This is a genomic window from Candidatus Methylomirabilota bacterium (genome assembly GCA_035315345.1).
Taxonomy (GTDB): domain Bacteria; phylum Methylomirabilota; class Methylomirabilia; order Rokubacteriales; family CSP1-6; genus CAMLFJ01.
Genome location: DATFYA010000109.1, coordinates 52,114 through 67,364 on the forward strand (window position 1 = coordinate 52,114; position 15,251 = coordinate 67,364).

At 70.5% G+C, this 15,251-nt stretch carries 19 protein-coding genes; 11 read left to right on the plus strand and 8 right to left on the minus strand.

Annotated features, from left to right (window positions below; translation table 11 throughout):
• Nucleotides 1-67 precede the first annotated feature (67 nt).
• Nucleotides 68-514: an SRPBCC family protein gene (locus VKN16_15245; GenBank protein ID HME95560.1), complete on the minus strand. Its 447-nt coding sequence runs from the start codon at nucleotides 512-514 to the stop codon at nucleotides 68-70.
• 152 nt (nucleotides 515-666) lie between these two features.
• Here VKN16_15245 and VKN16_15250 point away from each other — a divergent pair, with 152 nt between their 5' ends.
• The 5 genes from VKN16_15250 to VKN16_15270 all read left to right on the plus strand — a co-directional run bounded on the left by VKN16_15250 (nucleotide 667) and on the right by VKN16_15270 (nucleotide 5,940).
• Nucleotides 667-1,695: a trypsin-like peptidase domain-containing protein gene (locus VKN16_15250; GenBank protein HME95561.1), complete on the plus strand. Its 1,029-nt coding sequence runs from the start codon at nucleotides 667-669 to the stop codon at nucleotides 1,693-1,695.
• Nucleotides 1,696-1,778: 83 nt separating this feature from the next.
• A complete protein-coding gene (locus tag VKN16_15255) occupies nucleotides 1,779-2,963 on the plus strand; it encodes an FAD-binding oxidoreductase (GenBank protein ID HME95562.1) in 1,185 nt (394 codons plus the stop codon).
• Nucleotides 2,964-2,980: 17 nt separating this feature from the next.
• On the plus strand, nucleotides 2,981-3,784 hold the full coding sequence (locus VKN16_15260; GenBank protein ID HME95563.1) for a tetratricopeptide repeat protein: 804 nt from the start codon (nucleotides 2,981-2,983) through the stop codon (nucleotides 3,782-3,784).
• A gap of 7 nt (nucleotides 3,785-3,791) precedes the next feature.
• On the plus strand, nucleotides 3,792-4,817 hold the full coding sequence (locus VKN16_15265; protein HME95564.1) for a hypothetical protein: 1,026 nt from the start codon (nucleotides 3,792-3,794) through the stop codon (nucleotides 4,815-4,817).
• A 385-nt stretch (nucleotides 4,818-5,202) separates the two neighbouring features.
• The gene (locus tag VKN16_15270) at nucleotides 5,203-5,940 is read left to right on the plus strand and encodes a carbonic anhydrase family protein (GenBank protein HME95565.1); all 738 of its coding nucleotides are present in this window, start codon (nucleotides 5,203-5,205) and stop codon (nucleotides 5,938-5,940) included.
• Between the two features lie 3 nt (nucleotides 5,941-5,943).
• Here VKN16_15270 and VKN16_15275 read toward each other — a convergent pair whose 3' ends face one another.
• On the minus strand, nucleotides 5,944-6,951 hold the full coding sequence (locus tag VKN16_15275) for an LLM class flavin-dependent oxidoreductase (GenBank protein HME95566.1): 1,008 nt from the start codon (nucleotides 6,949-6,951) through the stop codon (nucleotides 5,944-5,946).
• A 19-nt stretch (nucleotides 6,952-6,970) separates the two neighbouring features.
• On the opposite strand from VKN16_15275, the gene VKN16_15280 reads away from it, so the two are divergent.
• A complete protein-coding gene (locus tag VKN16_15280; GenBank protein HME95567.1) occupies nucleotides 6,971-7,255 on the plus strand; it encodes a hypothetical protein in 285 nt (94 codons plus the stop codon).
• Nucleotides 7,256-7,257: 2 nt separating this feature from the next.
• Here the strand turns inward: VKN16_15280 and VKN16_15285 are convergent, their stop codons facing one another.
• A complete protein-coding gene (locus VKN16_15285; GenBank protein ID HME95568.1) occupies nucleotides 7,258-8,031 on the minus strand; it encodes an alpha/beta hydrolase in 774 nt (257 codons plus the stop codon).
• A gap of 90 nt (nucleotides 8,032-8,121) precedes the next feature.
• Here VKN16_15285 and VKN16_15290 point away from each other — a divergent pair, with 90 nt between their 5' ends.
• Nucleotides 8,122-9,057 (plus strand): PAC2 family protein, encoded by a 936-nt coding sequence (locus VKN16_15290; protein HME95569.1) that lies wholly within the window; start codon nucleotides 8,122-8,124, stop codon nucleotides 9,055-9,057.
• A gap of 100 nt (nucleotides 9,058-9,157) precedes the next feature.
• Nucleotides 9,158-9,685, plus strand: coding sequence for a type 1 glutamine amidotransferase domain-containing protein (locus VKN16_15295; protein ID HME95570.1), 528 nt, complete (start codon nucleotides 9,158-9,160; stop codon nucleotides 9,683-9,685).
• Nucleotides 9,686-9,688: 3 nt separating this feature from the next.
• Here the strand turns inward: VKN16_15295 and VKN16_15300 are convergent, their stop codons facing one another.
• From VKN16_15300 to VKN16_15315, 4 genes are all read right to left on the minus strand, one after another.
• Nucleotides 9,689-10,312, minus strand: coding sequence for a metallophosphoesterase (locus VKN16_15300; protein HME95571.1), 624 nt, complete (start codon nucleotides 10,310-10,312; stop codon nucleotides 9,689-9,691).
• The gene (locus VKN16_15305) at nucleotides 10,309-10,665 is read right to left on the minus strand and encodes a nuclear transport factor 2 family protein (protein ID HME95572.1); all 357 of its coding nucleotides are present in this window, start codon (nucleotides 10,663-10,665) and stop codon (nucleotides 10,309-10,311) included. Before VKN16_15305 ends, VKN16_15300 begins: the two co-directional genes overlap by 4 nt.
• A gap of 2 nt (nucleotides 10,666-10,667) precedes the next feature.
• A complete protein-coding gene (locus tag VKN16_15310) occupies nucleotides 10,668-11,033 on the minus strand; it encodes a nuclear transport factor 2 family protein (protein HME95573.1) in 366 nt (121 codons plus the stop codon).
• A 78-nt stretch (nucleotides 11,034-11,111) separates the two neighbouring features.
• Complete coding sequence (locus VKN16_15315; protein ID HME95574.1) at nucleotides 11,112-11,519, minus strand: EVE domain-containing protein; 408 nt, start codon at nucleotides 11,517-11,519, stop codon at nucleotides 11,112-11,114.
• Between the two features lie 50 nt (nucleotides 11,520-11,569).
• On the opposite strand from VKN16_15315, the gene VKN16_15320 reads away from it, so the two are divergent.
• Nucleotides 11,570-12,259, plus strand: a complete 690-nt coding sequence (locus VKN16_15320; protein HME95575.1) for a nitroreductase family protein — start codon at nucleotides 11,570-11,572, stop codon at nucleotides 12,257-12,259.
• 12 nt (nucleotides 12,260-12,271) lie between these two features.
• Here the strand turns inward: VKN16_15320 and VKN16_15325 are convergent, their stop codons facing one another.
• Nucleotides 12,272-13,921, minus strand: a complete 1,650-nt coding sequence (locus tag VKN16_15325) for a thiamine pyrophosphate-requiring protein (protein HME95576.1) — start codon at nucleotides 13,919-13,921, stop codon at nucleotides 12,272-12,274.
• Between the two features lie 121 nt (nucleotides 13,922-14,042).
• On the opposite strand from VKN16_15325, the gene VKN16_15330 reads away from it, so the two are divergent.
• Nucleotides 14,043-14,603, plus strand: coding sequence for a hypothetical protein (locus VKN16_15330; protein HME95577.1), 561 nt, complete (start codon nucleotides 14,043-14,045; stop codon nucleotides 14,601-14,603).
• Between the two features lie 12 nt (nucleotides 14,604-14,615).
• Entirely contained in the window at nucleotides 14,616-15,221 is a 606-nt protein-coding gene (locus tag VKN16_15335) for an isoprenylcysteine carboxylmethyltransferase family protein (protein ID HME95578.1), read from the plus strand.
• Nucleotides 15,222-15,251 lie beyond the last annotated feature (30 nt).

A 15,251-nucleotide genomic window follows, 5' to 3' on the forward strand; every position in this document is an offset into this window, starting at 1 on the left:
GCGCCGAGTCTACCCCACCCGGAGCCGGCGCGAACGCCGCCGCGCTCGACGGGCCGCCCGGCCCTGGCTACCCGGGGATCTCGGGCTCGATGAGCTGGGCCAGCAGCGTGAGCGATTCCTGCCAGCCGAGATAGCACGCCTCGGTCGGGATGGCCTCCGGGATCCCCTCCTGCAGGATGTGCAGCTCGGTGCCGCAGGACACCGGCCGCAACGACACCGTGACGTGCATCTCGCCCGGGAGATTCGGATCGTCGAACTCGTCGGTGTGGCGAATGCGCTCGTTCGGCACCAGCTCGAGATACTCGCCGCCGAACGTATGCCCGTGGCCGCTCGTGAAGTTCGTGAAGGACATCTTGAAGGTCCCCCCGACCGTCGCGTCCAGGTGGTGGACCTTGCCGGTGAAGCCATGGGGGGGAAGCCATTTGACCATGGCGTCCGGATCGAGAAAGGCCCGGTAGACCTTCTCCGGGGTGGTGCGAAGCACTCGGTGAAGCCTCACGGTGCCGGTGGGCATTGGTGTGCGTCTCCTTTGAGAGCGTGTCCTGTATCTTCCAGTCGACCGGCGATCCACCGGATCGACATGGCGCCTATCCGGCCGGCGGTTCGTGCTATCGTCGGCCGCCCGGCTTCCTCGCTGTCGGGCCTCATGTCCTGAGGAGGAATTGTATGCAGAAGTCCCTCGCGGCGGTCCTGGCGGCGGCGATGGTCCTGTCCGGCGTCCCGGCGGCTCCGCAGGCCCAGAGAGAGAGCCTGGACGATCTCTTCACCCGCGTCAGCCCGACGGTGGTCGTGGTCCGGGCCAAGGGACGTGATGTCACGGCCACGGGCGTCACCCGCTTCAACGAGACGGGCTCCGGGGTGCTGATCTCGAGCGACGGCCGGGTGATGACGGCCGCCCATGTCGTCAACGGCATGGACGAGGTCACCGTCGAGGGCATCGGCGGGGAGGTCGTGCGGGCCACCATCATCTCGGCCAACGCGGCCGCCGACGTCTCGCTGCTGCAGCTCGAGCGGGTGACCCGGGCCATGCGGGTGGCGCAGATCGGCGACTCCGGCACGATGCGGGTCGGCCAGCAGGTCATGATCGTCGGCGCGCCCTACGGGCTCGCGTACTCGATGAGCGTGGGCTGGATCAGCGCGCGCTGGCCGCCCAACACCATCTTTCCGGACATGCCGCTGGCCGAGTTCCTCCAGACCACCGCCACGATCAACACCGGCAACTCCGGCGGGCCGGTGTTCAACATGGCGGGCGAGGTCATCGGCATCGTCAGCCAGAACATCTCGAAGTCGGGGGGCAGCGAGGGCCTGGGGTTCATCGTGACGATCAACAGCGCGAACAAGCTGCTGGTGCCCGGGAAGGTCTTCTGGGGCGCGCTGCAGGGCGTTCTCCTCACCGGTCGTCTCGCCACGGTCTTCAACGTGCCGGCGCCCGCGGGATTCCTGGTCAAGACGGTGGCCCAGGGATCGATCGCCTCGAGCATGGGCCTCCAGGGTAGCGACGGCGTCCTCACCATCGGCGGGAAGGAGATCCCGGTGGGCGGCGACATCATCCTCTCGGTCGACGGCATCCCCGTGCTGTCCGAGGACAACATCGAGAAGATCCGCAACACGCTGGCCGCGCGGACGCCCGGCTCCTCGTTCAAGATGAGCGTGCTCCGCGCCGGCAAGGTCATCGAGCTCACCGGGACGAGGTAGCCTCCCGCCGGCCGGGGCGGAGATGCGGGAGCCGGTCGCCTCGCCGGTTGCGCCCGGGCGCCACCCCGGTTAGCATCGGCGCCATGCCGGGGCCGCGCACCGCCGACGTGATCATCATCGGCGGTGGTGTCACCGGCGCCAGCACCGCCTTCCACCTCACCCGATGCGGGATCACCGACGTGGTGGTGGTGGACAAGGGCACGCTCGCCTCGGGCGGCACCGGCAAGAGCTCGGCGTGCGTGCGCCAGCACTACTCGACGCCCGAGACCTGCCGGATGATCCGCTACTCGCTGGAGTTCTTCCAGCGGTTCGCCGAGCATACCGACGGCGCCTCCTGCGGCTTCCGGCACACCGGCTACCTGCTGGGCGTCGACGAGCGGATGCGCCTGCCCATGGAGGCCTCGGTGGCCCTCCAGCGCTCGGTGGGCATCGACACGCGCCTGATCTCGCCGGCCGACATGCGCGAGATCGAGCCGCGTCTGCGCGCCGACGACTGGGTGGCCGGCTGCTACGAGCCGGCCTCCGGCTACTGCAATCCGGTGGAGACCGCGCAGGGCTTCGCGCGTGCCGCGCGCGCGGCCGGTGCGCGCGTGCTCGAGGACACCGCGGTGACCGGGCTGCTGGTGGAGGGCGAGCGCGTCCGCGGCGTCCAGACCGCGGCCGGCCCCATCTCGGCCCCGGTGGTGGTCAACGCGGCGGGGCTGTGGAGCGCGGGGGTCGCGGCGATGGCCGGCGTGGACCTGCCGATCCACGTGTGCCGCCACAAGATCAGCATCGTGTCGTGGCCCGAGACCGAGCGGCGGCCGCATCCGATGGTGTACGACTTCGTCACCAGCATCTACACGCGGCCGGAGATGGGCGAGCACATCCTGGTGGGCGGCCTCGACGCCGAGGAGTCGCAGGACAGCGCCGATCCCGACGCGTATCGCGAGGGCGTGAGCCTCGACGAGTCGACGGACGCGCTCGCGCGGGTGAGTCACCGCTTTCCGGTCCTCGCCGAGGGCCACATCGCGCGCGGCTACGCCGGCTGCTTCGACGTGAGCCCCGACTGGCATCCGGTGCTGGACCGCGTCGGCCCCGAGGGCTATCACGTCGCCGCCGGCTTCTCCGGCCACGGGTTCAAGCTCTCGCCGGCGGTCGGCCACATGATGGCGACCCTGATCACGGAGGGATCGGCCGGCCATCCCGATCTGCCCACCTTCCGGCTGTCGCGGTTCGCGGAGGGCAAGCCGATCCGCGGAACCTACGGCGACTGGCTGATGTGCTGATGGTGAACGGAGGTCTCATGCGATACCGAGCGTGGGTGGCGCTGTCCCTGGTGTTCTTCCTGACGACCGCGCAGACGTCGCCCGGCGAGGCGGTGTTCCGTCAGGCGTTCGAGCTGGAGATCGGCGCCAACGGCGCGCGGGACATCCCGGGCGCGATCCGGCTCTATCAGCAGGGCGTGCAGCAAGGCAACGGGCCGTCGATGGTCCGGCTCGGCTACATGAAGCAGATCGGCACCGGGATGCCGCAGGACCTGCCCGGCGCCTTCGCGCTGTACAAGCGGGCGGCGGAGACGGGCAACGTGGAGGGGCAGTTCATGTACGCGGTCAGCTACGAGCAGGGCATCGGCACGCCGAAGAATCCCGCGGCGGCCCGCGAGCGCCTGCTGCCGCCGGCGGACGCGGGCCATCAGTTCGCCCAGTATCTGCTCGGCTGCATGATCGCCCTCGGCGAGGGCGGGCCGAAGCGGGAGGCCGCGGCCCGGCGATGGCTGGACAAGGCGACGGCCGGCCCCGATAAAACCCTGGCGGCGCGCGCGGCCAAGTACCGCGACCAGATCGACCAGAACCTGTTCACCGCGAACAGCTCGGGGTTCGCGTTCCTCGGGCTCGCCGCGTTCATCATCGTGGCGGGCGTGGCCGCGGGGGGCGGCGGAGACTCCGGAGGCTACAGCCCCGGCGTGCCGGGCAGTCCGCCGTACTCGGGCGGCGGGGGCGTGACGCCGGCGCCCAGTCGCCCGACCGTGACCTTCCAGAACGGCAACCCCTACACCCCGCATGGGATCAACCTGCTCGGACAGGGCCGGCCCATCAACATCCGGTAGCGGACACGTGACGGCCTCCGTCCCGACTCGGCTCGCGGTGATGCTCTGCGTGTTGCTGACCGCCGCGTGCGCCGGCCCGATGCAGGCGCTGCGCTCGACGACGGCCGGCTCCACCGCGGCCGCTCCGACGGCGGGCGGCCCGGCGCCGGCGAGCAGCGGCATCGCGGGCACCTACTCCGGCCGGTATCAGTGCGGCGACTGGAATGTGCTCGATCTGTCGGTCAAGGAGGAAGGAGCCGGGCGGCTGTCCGCGGTGTTCACCTTCCCGTTCCCGCAGGGGAGCGGCGTCGGCTCCTACGCGCTGGCCGGGCCGTACGACGAGCGCGCGGGCACGTTCAGCTTGACGCCCCAGCGCTGGGTGAAGCGTCCGCCGCCCGGCTACGGCTACTCCATGGTCGGCATGGAAGGCCGTTACGACCCGGCGACGAAGCGGCTCACCGGGAAGATCGGCAACTTCGGCTGCGGCGCCTTCGAGCTGGCCGGAGCCGGCGGCACCCCGCTGCCCCTGCTGCCTCCCGGCTCGCGGGTGACACCGAGCCAGGCCGCGAAACCCGCCCTCCGCGTCGAGCCGACGCGGTGGGGCGTGGCGTACTGGGACGCGTCCATGGCCGCGGACGGCAGCGGCCGGCGCGTGGCGCGGGAATCGGAGCCCATCGACGACGCCATCGACTGGCTGAAGCGGCAGAAGTACTCGTGCGTCGGAACACAACACATCACGTGGAACGCGGAGGGCACCAAGGCCACCGCGCGCGACCGCATCGACGTCCGGGAGACCTACGTGATCGAGTGCGACGGCGACTGCCGCGGCCTGCGCTTCCTGCCGATGACCGACGCGAGCATCTACTACTACGGCCCCAGCCAGCCGGTCCCGATGATGCAGATGCGCACCACGTGGGCGGGCGGCACCTTCCTGCAGTGGGAGTTCGCGCGCGAAGCGGGGGGCAAGCCGCCCGACATCTATGTCCACCACTGGAACGCCCACAGCTTCAACCGCACCGCCGGCTGCAAGGCGCCCAAGGCGAACAACCGATAGGGCCGGTCGCGGCTGCCCCAGTGGGGCTGCGAAGACCCACTGGGGTGATGGCGGCCACGGCGGAAGTCGCCGAAATGCTGCGAAAGCGGCCTGGTCAGGCCTCGGCATGGCTCTTGCGATGGTCCGGGCAGACGCGCGCGACGTAGACCCCGGAGGATGAGCCCTCCCGACATCAGCTCGCGCGATGGCGATCCCCGCGGTGTAGGCGACCGCCGCTCCGATCACCAGCGGGATGACCCGCGTCAGCGTTCGGGCCAGCGGCCACGTCGCGTCCGGTTCAGGCGCCCTGGCGCCCTCCTCGGCAAGCAGGCTGGGGATCATAGCACCGCGGTGTCTGCTATGCTCCCTCGGACGCAGCGACCCATCCCGAGCGAGGAGGATTGTCATGAGTGCCGACGGTATCGATCGCCGAGGTTTCCTTCGCGCCGCGGGCCTGACCGGCGCCGCGGCCCTGGCGGGCGTGGTGCGGCCGGATCGGCTCGCGTGGGCGGCGGCGCTCACCCGCGCCGAGCGCGACCGGATGACGCCCGACCAGATCATCGAGCGGATGAAGAGCGGCAACGCCCACTTCCGGAAAGGCGAGGGGTCGAGGCAGAACTATCTGGCGCAGCAGCGCGCCAGCGCGAAGGGGCAGTATCCGGCCGCGGTGATCCTGAGCTGCATCGATTCCCGCGCGCCCGCCGAGACCATCATGGATCTCGGCATCGGGAACGTCTTCAACGCCCGGGTGGCCGGCAACGTGGCGAACGACGATATCCTCGGCAGCATGGAGTTCGCCTGCGAGGTGGCCGGCGCGAAGGTGGTGCTGGTGATGGGCCACACCGCCTGCGGCGCGATCAAGGGCGCCATCGACCGGGTGCAGCTGGGCAACCTCACCGGTCTCCTCGCCAAGGTCCAGCCCGCGGTGGAGGCGACCACCTACCAGGGCGAGCGCTCCGCGAAGAACTACGCCTTCGTCGACGCGGTCGCTCGCAAGAACGTCGAGCTGACGATGGCCGAGGTCCGCAGCCGCAGCGCCATCCTCGCGGGGCTCGAGGAGCGAGGCGCGGTCAAGATCGCGGGGGCCATGTACAACCTGGAAAGCGCGGTCGTCGACTTCTTGCCGCCCGCGCGTCGCCCCTAGACCTCAGACGTAGGGCAGGACGCGCTCGCCGAAGAGGCGGATCGCCTCCATGATCTTCTCGTGGGGCGGGCCGCCCGAGTGCGCGTGGCGCAGCCTCAGCAGGAAGGTGCTCGCGCCGGTGGCCGTCTGCCAGCGCTGGAACTCGGCGATGCAGGTCTCGGGGTCGCCCAGGATCAGCCGATCGGGCGCCAGATTGGTCAGGGTGAACTCGGAGCCCGCCGACAGGTTGCGAAACTCGGCGAGGCGATTGTCCCAGTAGTAGCGGTACGCGGTCATGACGTGGGGGCCGTAGATCGTGTCGGCCTCCGCGCGCGTCCGGGCGACCCAGGCGTCGCGCATCTGGATGACCTCGGCCGGGCGCCGGGCCTCGCGCGCGGCTTCCCGGTAGACCTCCGCGAGGCGCGTGGCGTTGGCCAGGCCGGTGCTCGGCGTGCCGACGAAGCCGTCGGCGATCCGGCCGGCCCGGCGGGCGGCCGCGTCGATGCTCGCGCCGATCCAGAGCGGCGGCCCGGATCTCTGGTACGGCCGCGGGCGGATCTGCACGTCCTCGAGGGTGTAGTGCTTGCCCCGGAACGAGAAGGGCTCGCCGGCCCAGCACAGCCGCAGGATCTCGACGCTCTCCTCGAACCGCCCGGCGCGATCCTCCATGGGCACCGAGAAGGCGCGGAAGTCGGCGGCCTGATAGCCGATGCCGACGCCCAGGACGACGCGCCCCTTCGAGACGAGGTCGAGCGTGATGACGTCCTCGGCCACGTGCACCGGGTGATGGAGCGGCAGCAGGATCACCGAGGTGCCGACGCGCAGCCGCGTCGTGCGGGCCGCGACCGCGGTCGCCACGATCAGCGGCGAGGGCAGGAACCCGTCCCGGTCCTGATGGTGCTCGCCGAAGAAGCAGGAGTCGAAGCCGCTGGCCTCGGCCAGCTGGGCCTCGGCGATGACCTCGTCGATGCAGCGGTCGAGGTGCTCGCCCCGCGGGGGATCGGCGATCGAGCTGTAGAGACCGAACTTCATGGCGCCGAATGTGCCCAGGATGCCTCCCGCTGTCAAGCACCCGGGTCGCATCTGCGTAGGCCCTTCGTCCAATTACTACTTCACGCCGCACACCGCGGTGCCCTTCGGCGACCTCGTGTTCTACCTGTCGGCCAACCTGGGCCAGACGATCGACGGCCCCAGCACGAACACGCTGTCGCTGACCCCCGGCTTCCGGACCCACCTCGGGGAGAACTGGTACTTCCTCGGCGCGGTCGAGGTCCCGGTGACCACGGTCAAGGGATTCGACTACCAGGTGCTGGGCGCGCTGATGAAGGTCTTCTGAGCCTACCGGGGCGAGGCGTGTCCCGCCCCGGCGGGCACGTGCGAGGTGAGGAACCGCCGGGCGTGCTCGACCACCTCGTCGATGTGCTCGGGCGAGTCCTTCCAGGGATAGATGGTCACCTCGGCGCCGGGCGCGAGGCTGGCCACCTCCATCGCGACCTTGTAGGGATGGGCGGGCACGTCGTCGGGCGCGATCAGCAGCGGCGTCTTGATGGAGCGCACGAAGTCGCGTGAGACCGTGAACACGAAGTCGGCGCGGTTGGTGTACATGCTGGTGAGGAACGCGTGGACCGTGTCCATCGTGACGTCGGGGCGCTTCTCGCAGAGCGCCGGTCCCCAGCCCTTGATGTTGTTCTGGTAGAACAGGTCCGGGATCTCGGGCCGGTAGCCGCTGGGCTGCATCATCGCGGCCGCGACCACGCGCTCGGGCGCCCGGCGGATGAGGTTGTGGATCATCGGGCCGCCGATGCAGAAGCCCATGACCAGGAACTCGCGGATGCCCAGGTGGTCCATCAGCCCGAGCTGATCGTCGGTATAGGCGTCCCAGGGCCGGTCGGTCTCGAGCGGGCCGCTGGACTGGCCGGGATTTGCGTTGCGCAGGTCGGCGCAGATGCACCGGAAGTCGCGCTGGTACCGCTGCATCGGGTCGAAGGGCGAGGCAGTCTGCCAGGACGCGAGGGCCGAGTTGAGCCCGCCGCCCGGGATCAGCAGCAGCGGGAAGCCGGAGCCGGCTTCCTGGTAGTGGATGCGGACGGGGCCTCTCTGGTAGAACGGCATGGCGGCTCCTCCCTGATGGGGACAGTAGCCCCGCGGCTTCCGATTCGTCAATATAGAGGTCATGAGAGCCACCCGGTCGAGAGGATGCGCATGGACAACCTAGAGTTCGATCGCGAGCCGCCCGCGACTCGCTTGACGACGCTGGTCATGGCGTTCGGCGGATGGATCGACGCCGGCCGCGCCGCGACCGGCGCGTTGCGTCACCTGGCCCGCGACCTGCGGGCCGAGCGGCTGGCGCGGATCAATCCCGAGGAGTTCTTCGTGTTCACCCAGGAGCGGCCGAAGGTGCGCTTTCGCCCCGACGGAAGCCGCGACCTGCACTGGCCGCGGAGCGAGTTCACCTTCTGGGATCCCGGCGACGGACGCGAAGGCGTGCTCCTGTTCCGCGGCCCGGAGCCGCACCAGCGGTGGCAGACGTACACGAAGGCCTTCCTCGACGTGGCCGAGCGGTGCGGGGTGACGCGCATCGTCTCGATCGGGGCGCTCCTGGCGGGCGCTCCGCACACGCGGCCGGTGCGGGTCACCGCCCGCTCCACCGATGCCGCGTCGCGGTCGCTGCTGGAGGCCTGGGGCATCTACCAGCCGCCGACCTACGAGGGGCCGACCGGGATCTCCACCGTGGTGCTGGACGCGGCGGAGCGTCGAGGCATGCAGCACGTGGGCTTCATGGGGCAGGCGCCTCACTATCTGCCCGACACCGAGAATCCGGCCGCGATCGAGGTGCTGGTGAGCTACGTGGCCCGCCTGCTCAACTTGACCCTGGACATGTCGACCTTCGCCGAGGCGGTGCGCGACTTCCGCGTGCAGTGCGATCAGGCGGTGGCCCGCGACCGCGCCACCCGGGAGCACGTGCGGAAGCTGGAGCAGGAGTACGACGCGGCGGCGCGCGAGGAGCAGCCCCAGCCGCTGCCCGAGGGCGAGATCGACACCGGGAAGTTCATGCAGGAGCTGGAGGACTTCCTGCGCAGCCAGCAGGAAGGCGGCTCGGGCGAGTCGGGAGGCTCGGGCTCGTCGACCGATCGCTAGCGGGAGCCCGTCGACGCCTCGCCGCGCCCGGCCCGCGGGCGTATAGTGCGGGGGCGGGCTCGCCCCGCCCCGGCAATCCCGAAAACCGAAGGAGGAAACGATGAATCTGAAAGGCAAGCGGATCGCGATCCTGGCCGAGAACCTGTACCAGGAGATGGAGCTGTGGGTGCCGTACTACCGCATGAAGGAGGAAGGCGCCGAGGTCAAGGTGATCGGGGCCGGCGGCGCCAAGTCCTATACGTCGAAGCACGGCTATCCGGTCGCGGTGGACGTCCAGGCCGACGCGGTGAGCGCGGTCGAGTTCGACGCGGTGATCGTGCCGGGCGGCTACGCGCCGGACATGATGCGCCGTCACGAGTCGATGGTGAAGCTGGTCCGCGACGCCGCCCAGCAGGGCAAGGTGGTCGCGGCCATCTGTCACGCGGGGTGGATGCTGGCCAGCGCGGGCGTCGTCCGTGGCAAGAAGATCACGTCCTTCTTCTCGATCAAGGACGACATGGCCAACGCGGGTGGGCAGTGGTCGGACACCGAGGTCGTGGTGGACGGCAACCTGATCACCTCCCGGAAACCCGACGACCTTCCCGCCTTCTGCCGCGAGATCGTCCGCGCCCTCGCCAAGACGTCCTGATACCTACCTCGCCCTCGCCCTCTCCCCCCGGGGAGAGGGCCGGGGTGAGGGGCGCCGAGCAGTGGGGCGCCCGGCAGTGGGGCGCCGACCTGGGGAGCCGAAGAACACCAGCCGCGGCAACACGCGTCCCCGCGCGATGCTCAGGATCGCGTACGAGTAGCTCGCCTGCCTCCGCTTGTCCGTCGGCGAGCCCGGGTTGACAAGCCACGTCGCCCCGCGTCGCTCGCAGACCGGCTGATGGCTATGCCCGAAGCAAATCACGTCCACCGGCTCGTCCGCGAAGGCGGCCACGCTGCGGTCAATCGTGGTGCCGTGCGCGCCGTCGCCGTGCACCATCCCGACGCGCACGCCGCCCAGCGTGAGGATGCGGCGCCGTCCGAACCGTCGCACGAGGGCGGCCGGATCGTTATTGCCCGCGACCGCCTCGAGGGGCGCCATCTCTTCTAAGAGTCGCGGCACCTCCCGGCCGGTGAAATCCCCCAGGTGCAGGATCAGGGTCACGCGCTCTCGGCGCAGACCGCGCTCGAGCGCCGCGGGCAGCCGCTCGCCGAAGCGCGGCAGATGGGTGTCCGACACGACCCCGATCTTCAGCGTGCGCCGCGTGGTCGGTCGCCGCCCCGGGTTCAGAGGCGCGTGACGTTCGCGGCCACGCACACCCAGCGGCCGCCCTGTCGCGCCCACACGTCGGTGTAGCGCCCGGCGCCCGGCTGACCGTCCGCCTTCACGTAGGTGGTGCGCGCGTGGATCAGGGCCACGTCGCCCAGCTCGCGGATCACCACGTCCTCGATGTCGAGGTTCTTCACCGTCGAGCCGCGGCCGATCTGGGCGAGGAAGCCCGCCCGGTCCAGCCGCGAGCAGTCCGGGTTGCTGTTGACGAAGTCCTCGGAGAGGTGCGCGTCGAACCACCGCACGTCGGCCTCGCTGACCGATCGGATGTACTCGCGATTGAGCGCTACGAGCGTCGCCTGGTCGGTGGCCATGGTCAGCACCTCGTGAAATGGGCGGACACACAGAGCCAGCGTCCGTTCCGCCGCTGCCAGATGTCGGTGTAGCGCCCGCGGCCGTGGCCGCCGTCGGGCCGCGTGTCCTCGAAGCTGGCGTGGATCAGAGCCACGTCGCCCACCCGCTGGATGGACACCTCGGGCGCGCGGAAGTCGCGGAGCGTGTGCGGCCGCCCGATGCGGGCCAGGAAGCCCGCCTTGTCCACGAAGGAGCCGTCGGGGTTGGTGGCGCGGTAGTCCTCGGCCAGGTGCTCCGCATACCAGGCCACGTCGCACTTCTCGGCGGCGAGGAGATAGCCCCGGTTCAGGGCCTCGAGGGTCTCGCGATCGTCGCGGTCGGCTGCCATGACCATTTCCTCCTTTCCCGGTCGTTCGGGCCCCGCCCCCTCACCCTGCCCTCTCCCCCTCGCGGGGGAGAGGGTGGATTAGAGGCCGCCCATCGCGCAGACGATCTTCCATTCGGACTCCGAGACCGGCTGCACGGACAGGCGCGAGATCCGGACCAGCGCCATGCCGGCGAGGCGCCGCTCCGCCTTGATCCGATCGAGGCCGACCGGCGTCGGCAGCGCCTTCACCGCGGCGACGTCCACCGCGACCCACGCGGAGTCGGTCGAGTCGGGATGCGCCTCCGCGGTCACCTTCACGATCCCCACGATCGCGCGCTCCTTGCCGGTGTGGTAGAAGAACGCCTGCTCGCCCTTCTTCATGGCACGGAGATGGTTGCGCGCCGAGAAGTTGCGGATGCCGGTCCACTCCGCGCCCTCACGCCCCTTCGCGACCTGCTGGTCCCACGACCAGTCGTCCGGCTCGGACTTCACCAGCCAGTGCGCCATGGCCTCAATACTACGCCGGGGCGGGCGGGGCTAGCGGTAAGATCGGCGCCATGACCGAGCTCGACGTGTTCGAGGCGATGCACACCGCGCGGGCGATGCGCCGGTTCAAGCCCGATCCGGTGCCCGAGGCCCTCATCACCCGCATCCTCGACGCGGCCATCCGCGCCCCGTCGGCGGGCAACGCCCAGAACTGGGCCTTCGTCGTGGTCCGCGACGCCGAGCGGCGGCGCCGACTCGGCGCGATCTACCGGAAGGCGTCCGACATCGCGAGCGCGATGTACGCGGCGCGGGGACGGCCGCCGCATCTCAGCGAGGCGCAGTTCCGGCGGCTGATGACCTCCGGCGCGTTCCTGTGGGATCACATGGCGGAGGCGCCGGTGATCCTGGTGCCCTGCCAGACGCAGCCCCGGCTGCCGTCACCCGACGCGCTGCCGCCCGACATCCGCGCCCGCTTCGCCGACGAGCAGCGCTACGTGGAGCGCATCCGCGGATCCAGCATCTACCCCGCGGTGCAGAACGTCATCCTCGCGTGCCGCGCCCTCGGGCTCGGCACCACGATCACCACCAATCACATCCGCTGCGAGGACGAGGTGAAGGCCGTGCTAGAAGTGCCCGACGACGTGGCGACCTTCGCGCTGATGCCGATCGGCTATCCGCTGGACCCGTTCGGGCCGGTGACGCGCCGTCCGGTGGCCGAGGTCACCCACGCCGACCGCTGGGCCGAGCCGTGGCCCGCGTGAGTCACCGCCGCGCTACCTGAGCGCGCCGCGGTGTGAAAAGCGCGTCTCCTGGCTGGTGATGAACTCGAGCAGGGCCGCCTGCCCGTCCTCGGTGGCCTTGCGCGCCCGCGCGAAGGCGCCCGCGATGTCCTCGGGCCGCTCCACCCGCTCGCTCCAGCCGCCCATCGCGCGGCCGAGGTCCGCGTAGCGACCGCCGATGTCGCGGGTGCCGTACTTGTCGTGCGAGACGACCAGGTGCGGGATCTCGATGGCCATCGCCGAGTTGTTCAGCACGACGGTGAGGATAGGGATGCCGCAGCGCACCGCGGTCTCGAAGTCGAGGCCGGTCATGCCGAAGGCGGCGTCGCCCATGAAGTTCACGCAGAGCTTGTCGGGCGCCGCCAGCTTGGCTCCGATGGTGAGCCCGAGGCCGGTGCCGAGGGCGTGCGACTTGCCCCAGCCGAGATAGCCGCGTGGCGAGACCGACCGGTAGAAGGGCAGCATCTGGTCGCGCGGGCTGCCCGAGTCGTGCGTGACGATGGCCTCGCGCGGATCGACCGCGCGCATGAATTCGGCGATGACCCGGTAGGGCGTCATCGGCACCTCGGCCGAGCCCAGGATGGGCGTCCACTCCGCGAGCCAGCCCGCGCGCACGCGCTCCAGATCGGCGCGCACGCTCTCGCGGCCGACCGGGCGGCCGCCCAGGCTCCGCACGGCCTCGACGAGCTGGCCCAGCACGAGCCGCGCGTCGCCGAGCAGCGGATGGTCCGCGACGTAGCTCTTGTTGAGGTCGCGCTCGTCGTTGGTCGCATGGATGATCGTCTTGCCCGCGGGGATGCTGGCCGCCATGCCGTGGCGGGTGAAGCTGCACCCGATGCCGAGCACCACGTCCGCCTCGCGGAGGTAGTGCAGGGTCTGGCCGGTGACCGACGGCCCGCCGGTGCCCAGGGCGAGCGGGTGGTTCTCCGGGAACGCGCTCTTGCCTTCCAGTGTGGCCATCACCGGCGCCTGCAGCAGCTCGGCCAGCTCGACCAGCTCGGCCGAGGCCTCGGCGTAGAGCACGCCCTGGCCGGCGTGGATCACCGGGCGCCGGGCCTCGCGGAGCACGCGGGCGGCTGCCTCGACGTCGCGCGCGTTGGCGCCGGCCACCGTGGTCTTCACCGGCCGATACGCGTCCACCAGGGCGTCGGACACCTCCTCGCTCACGACGTCGGCGGGAATCTCCACCATCGTCGGGCCCGGCCGGCCCATGCGCATCAGGCTGATGGCCCGGCGCATGACGTCGGCGACCTGGCTGCCTTGCGTGATGGTCTCGACGCCCTTGGTGACCGAGGCGAACGTCCGCGCCGAGCTGAACAGGGGAAAGACCTGCGCCCGATCGCGCGGATGGCCCAGCGGCAGGAGCAGCACCGGCGTGGAGTCGGAGTACGCGGTGGCCACGCCGGGGAAGGCGTTCTCGGCACCCGGCCCGTACTGCATGCAGAACGCGGCGAGCTTCTTGCCGTTCGTCACGCGCGCGTAGCCGTCGGCGATGCCCACGCCCACCCGCTCCTGGCGGCAGAGCACGGGACGGATCTCGGCGCGCGCCGCGGCCTCGATCACCGGCGTGGTGGGGTAGGCGCTGAGGAACTCGGCGCCTTCGATCTTGAGAATGCGGGCGATGGCATCGACGACTTTCACGATCGGCCTCCCGGGTGCCGCGGGCTCACCGGCGGCGAGAGCGTGCCGGTCCGGCGTTGACTATACCGCAGGAGCCGGTACCATCGGCAGCCGAGGCCATCTCGTCGTGACACGGAGGTCGTGAATGCGCGTGTTCTGGTTGGCGCGAGGCTGGCTCGCGTGCTCACTCGCGGTGATCCCGATGCTCGCGGGCTGTGCCAGCCTTGCCATCCAGCCGTGCGATACGATCCCGGATCGCGACGGCAAGTACTTCGGCCGCTTCTTCCTGGGGGTGACCACTCTCGGGCTGTCCGAGGTGACCATTCAGCAGGAGGAGATCCGCCAGGCCTATCAGGGCTATCCCGGCTGTCCGCCTCCGTCGGGCGTTCAGGTGGTGTCGGCGGCCGCCCCCAGCTCGGCCGGCGGCGATGCGGTGGCCCTCGGCACGCTCGTGAACGGCGCGCCGTGGGCGATCGTCGTGTACCTGAACCAGAACCCGGACGCGCCGGGAGCGCAGCCGCTGACGATTCTCTTTCCCGCCAACCGGCTCCAGCTCGCGTTCCGCGCCGGGCAGTATCGCCTGGTGGCGCGCCCGACCGGCGCGGCCCCCGGCTCGCTGCCGGCCGTGACGTGGAGCCGGCAGGTCGAGATCGACCCGCGCGTGCGCGGGTTCAAGCTCACGTTCAACGAGGCGGACTTCAAGTGACATCGGGGAGCGGTGGCCCGGCGAACCGCCGCTGACGTCGTCCTGTTCGGCGTCACCCTCGCGGAGCTGGCGCTGCTGTTCGTGCTGAGCCCCACCTTCGGTCTCGTCGACTGGATCTACCTCTCGCAGCATCTCCTGGTGCTGGCCATCGCCCTGACCCGGCCCGCACCGCTGGCGCGCGATCGGTCGCTCGCGTCCATCGCCGCGGTCTTCGTGGCGTATACGTATCCCTACGCGCAGGTGGCGTATCTGCGGTGGGTGCCCGGTGAGCCGGCGTGGCCGGCCGGCAGCCTGGTCCTCGTCATGGTCGCCGCGTGCCTGAGCCTGGCGAGTCTGCTCACGCTCGGGCGCTCGTTCGGGATCCGCCCAGCCTTGCGCAGCCTGGCGATGAAGGGACCCTATCGGCTCGTGCGTCATCCGATGTACCTGTCCTATGTGCTCGCCGACATCGGCTACAACCTGGACGAGTGGAACGTCGGCACGGTCCTGCTCGTGCTGGCGGGATGGATCGCCATGGTCTACCGCATTGGCGCCGAGGAGCAGATGCTCTCGCGAGACGACGGGTGGCCAGGCTACCGGGGCGTCGTGCGCTATCGTCTGCTGCCCGGCTTGTGGTAGAGGTCCGGCCGGTGTGTCGACGCGTCAGCA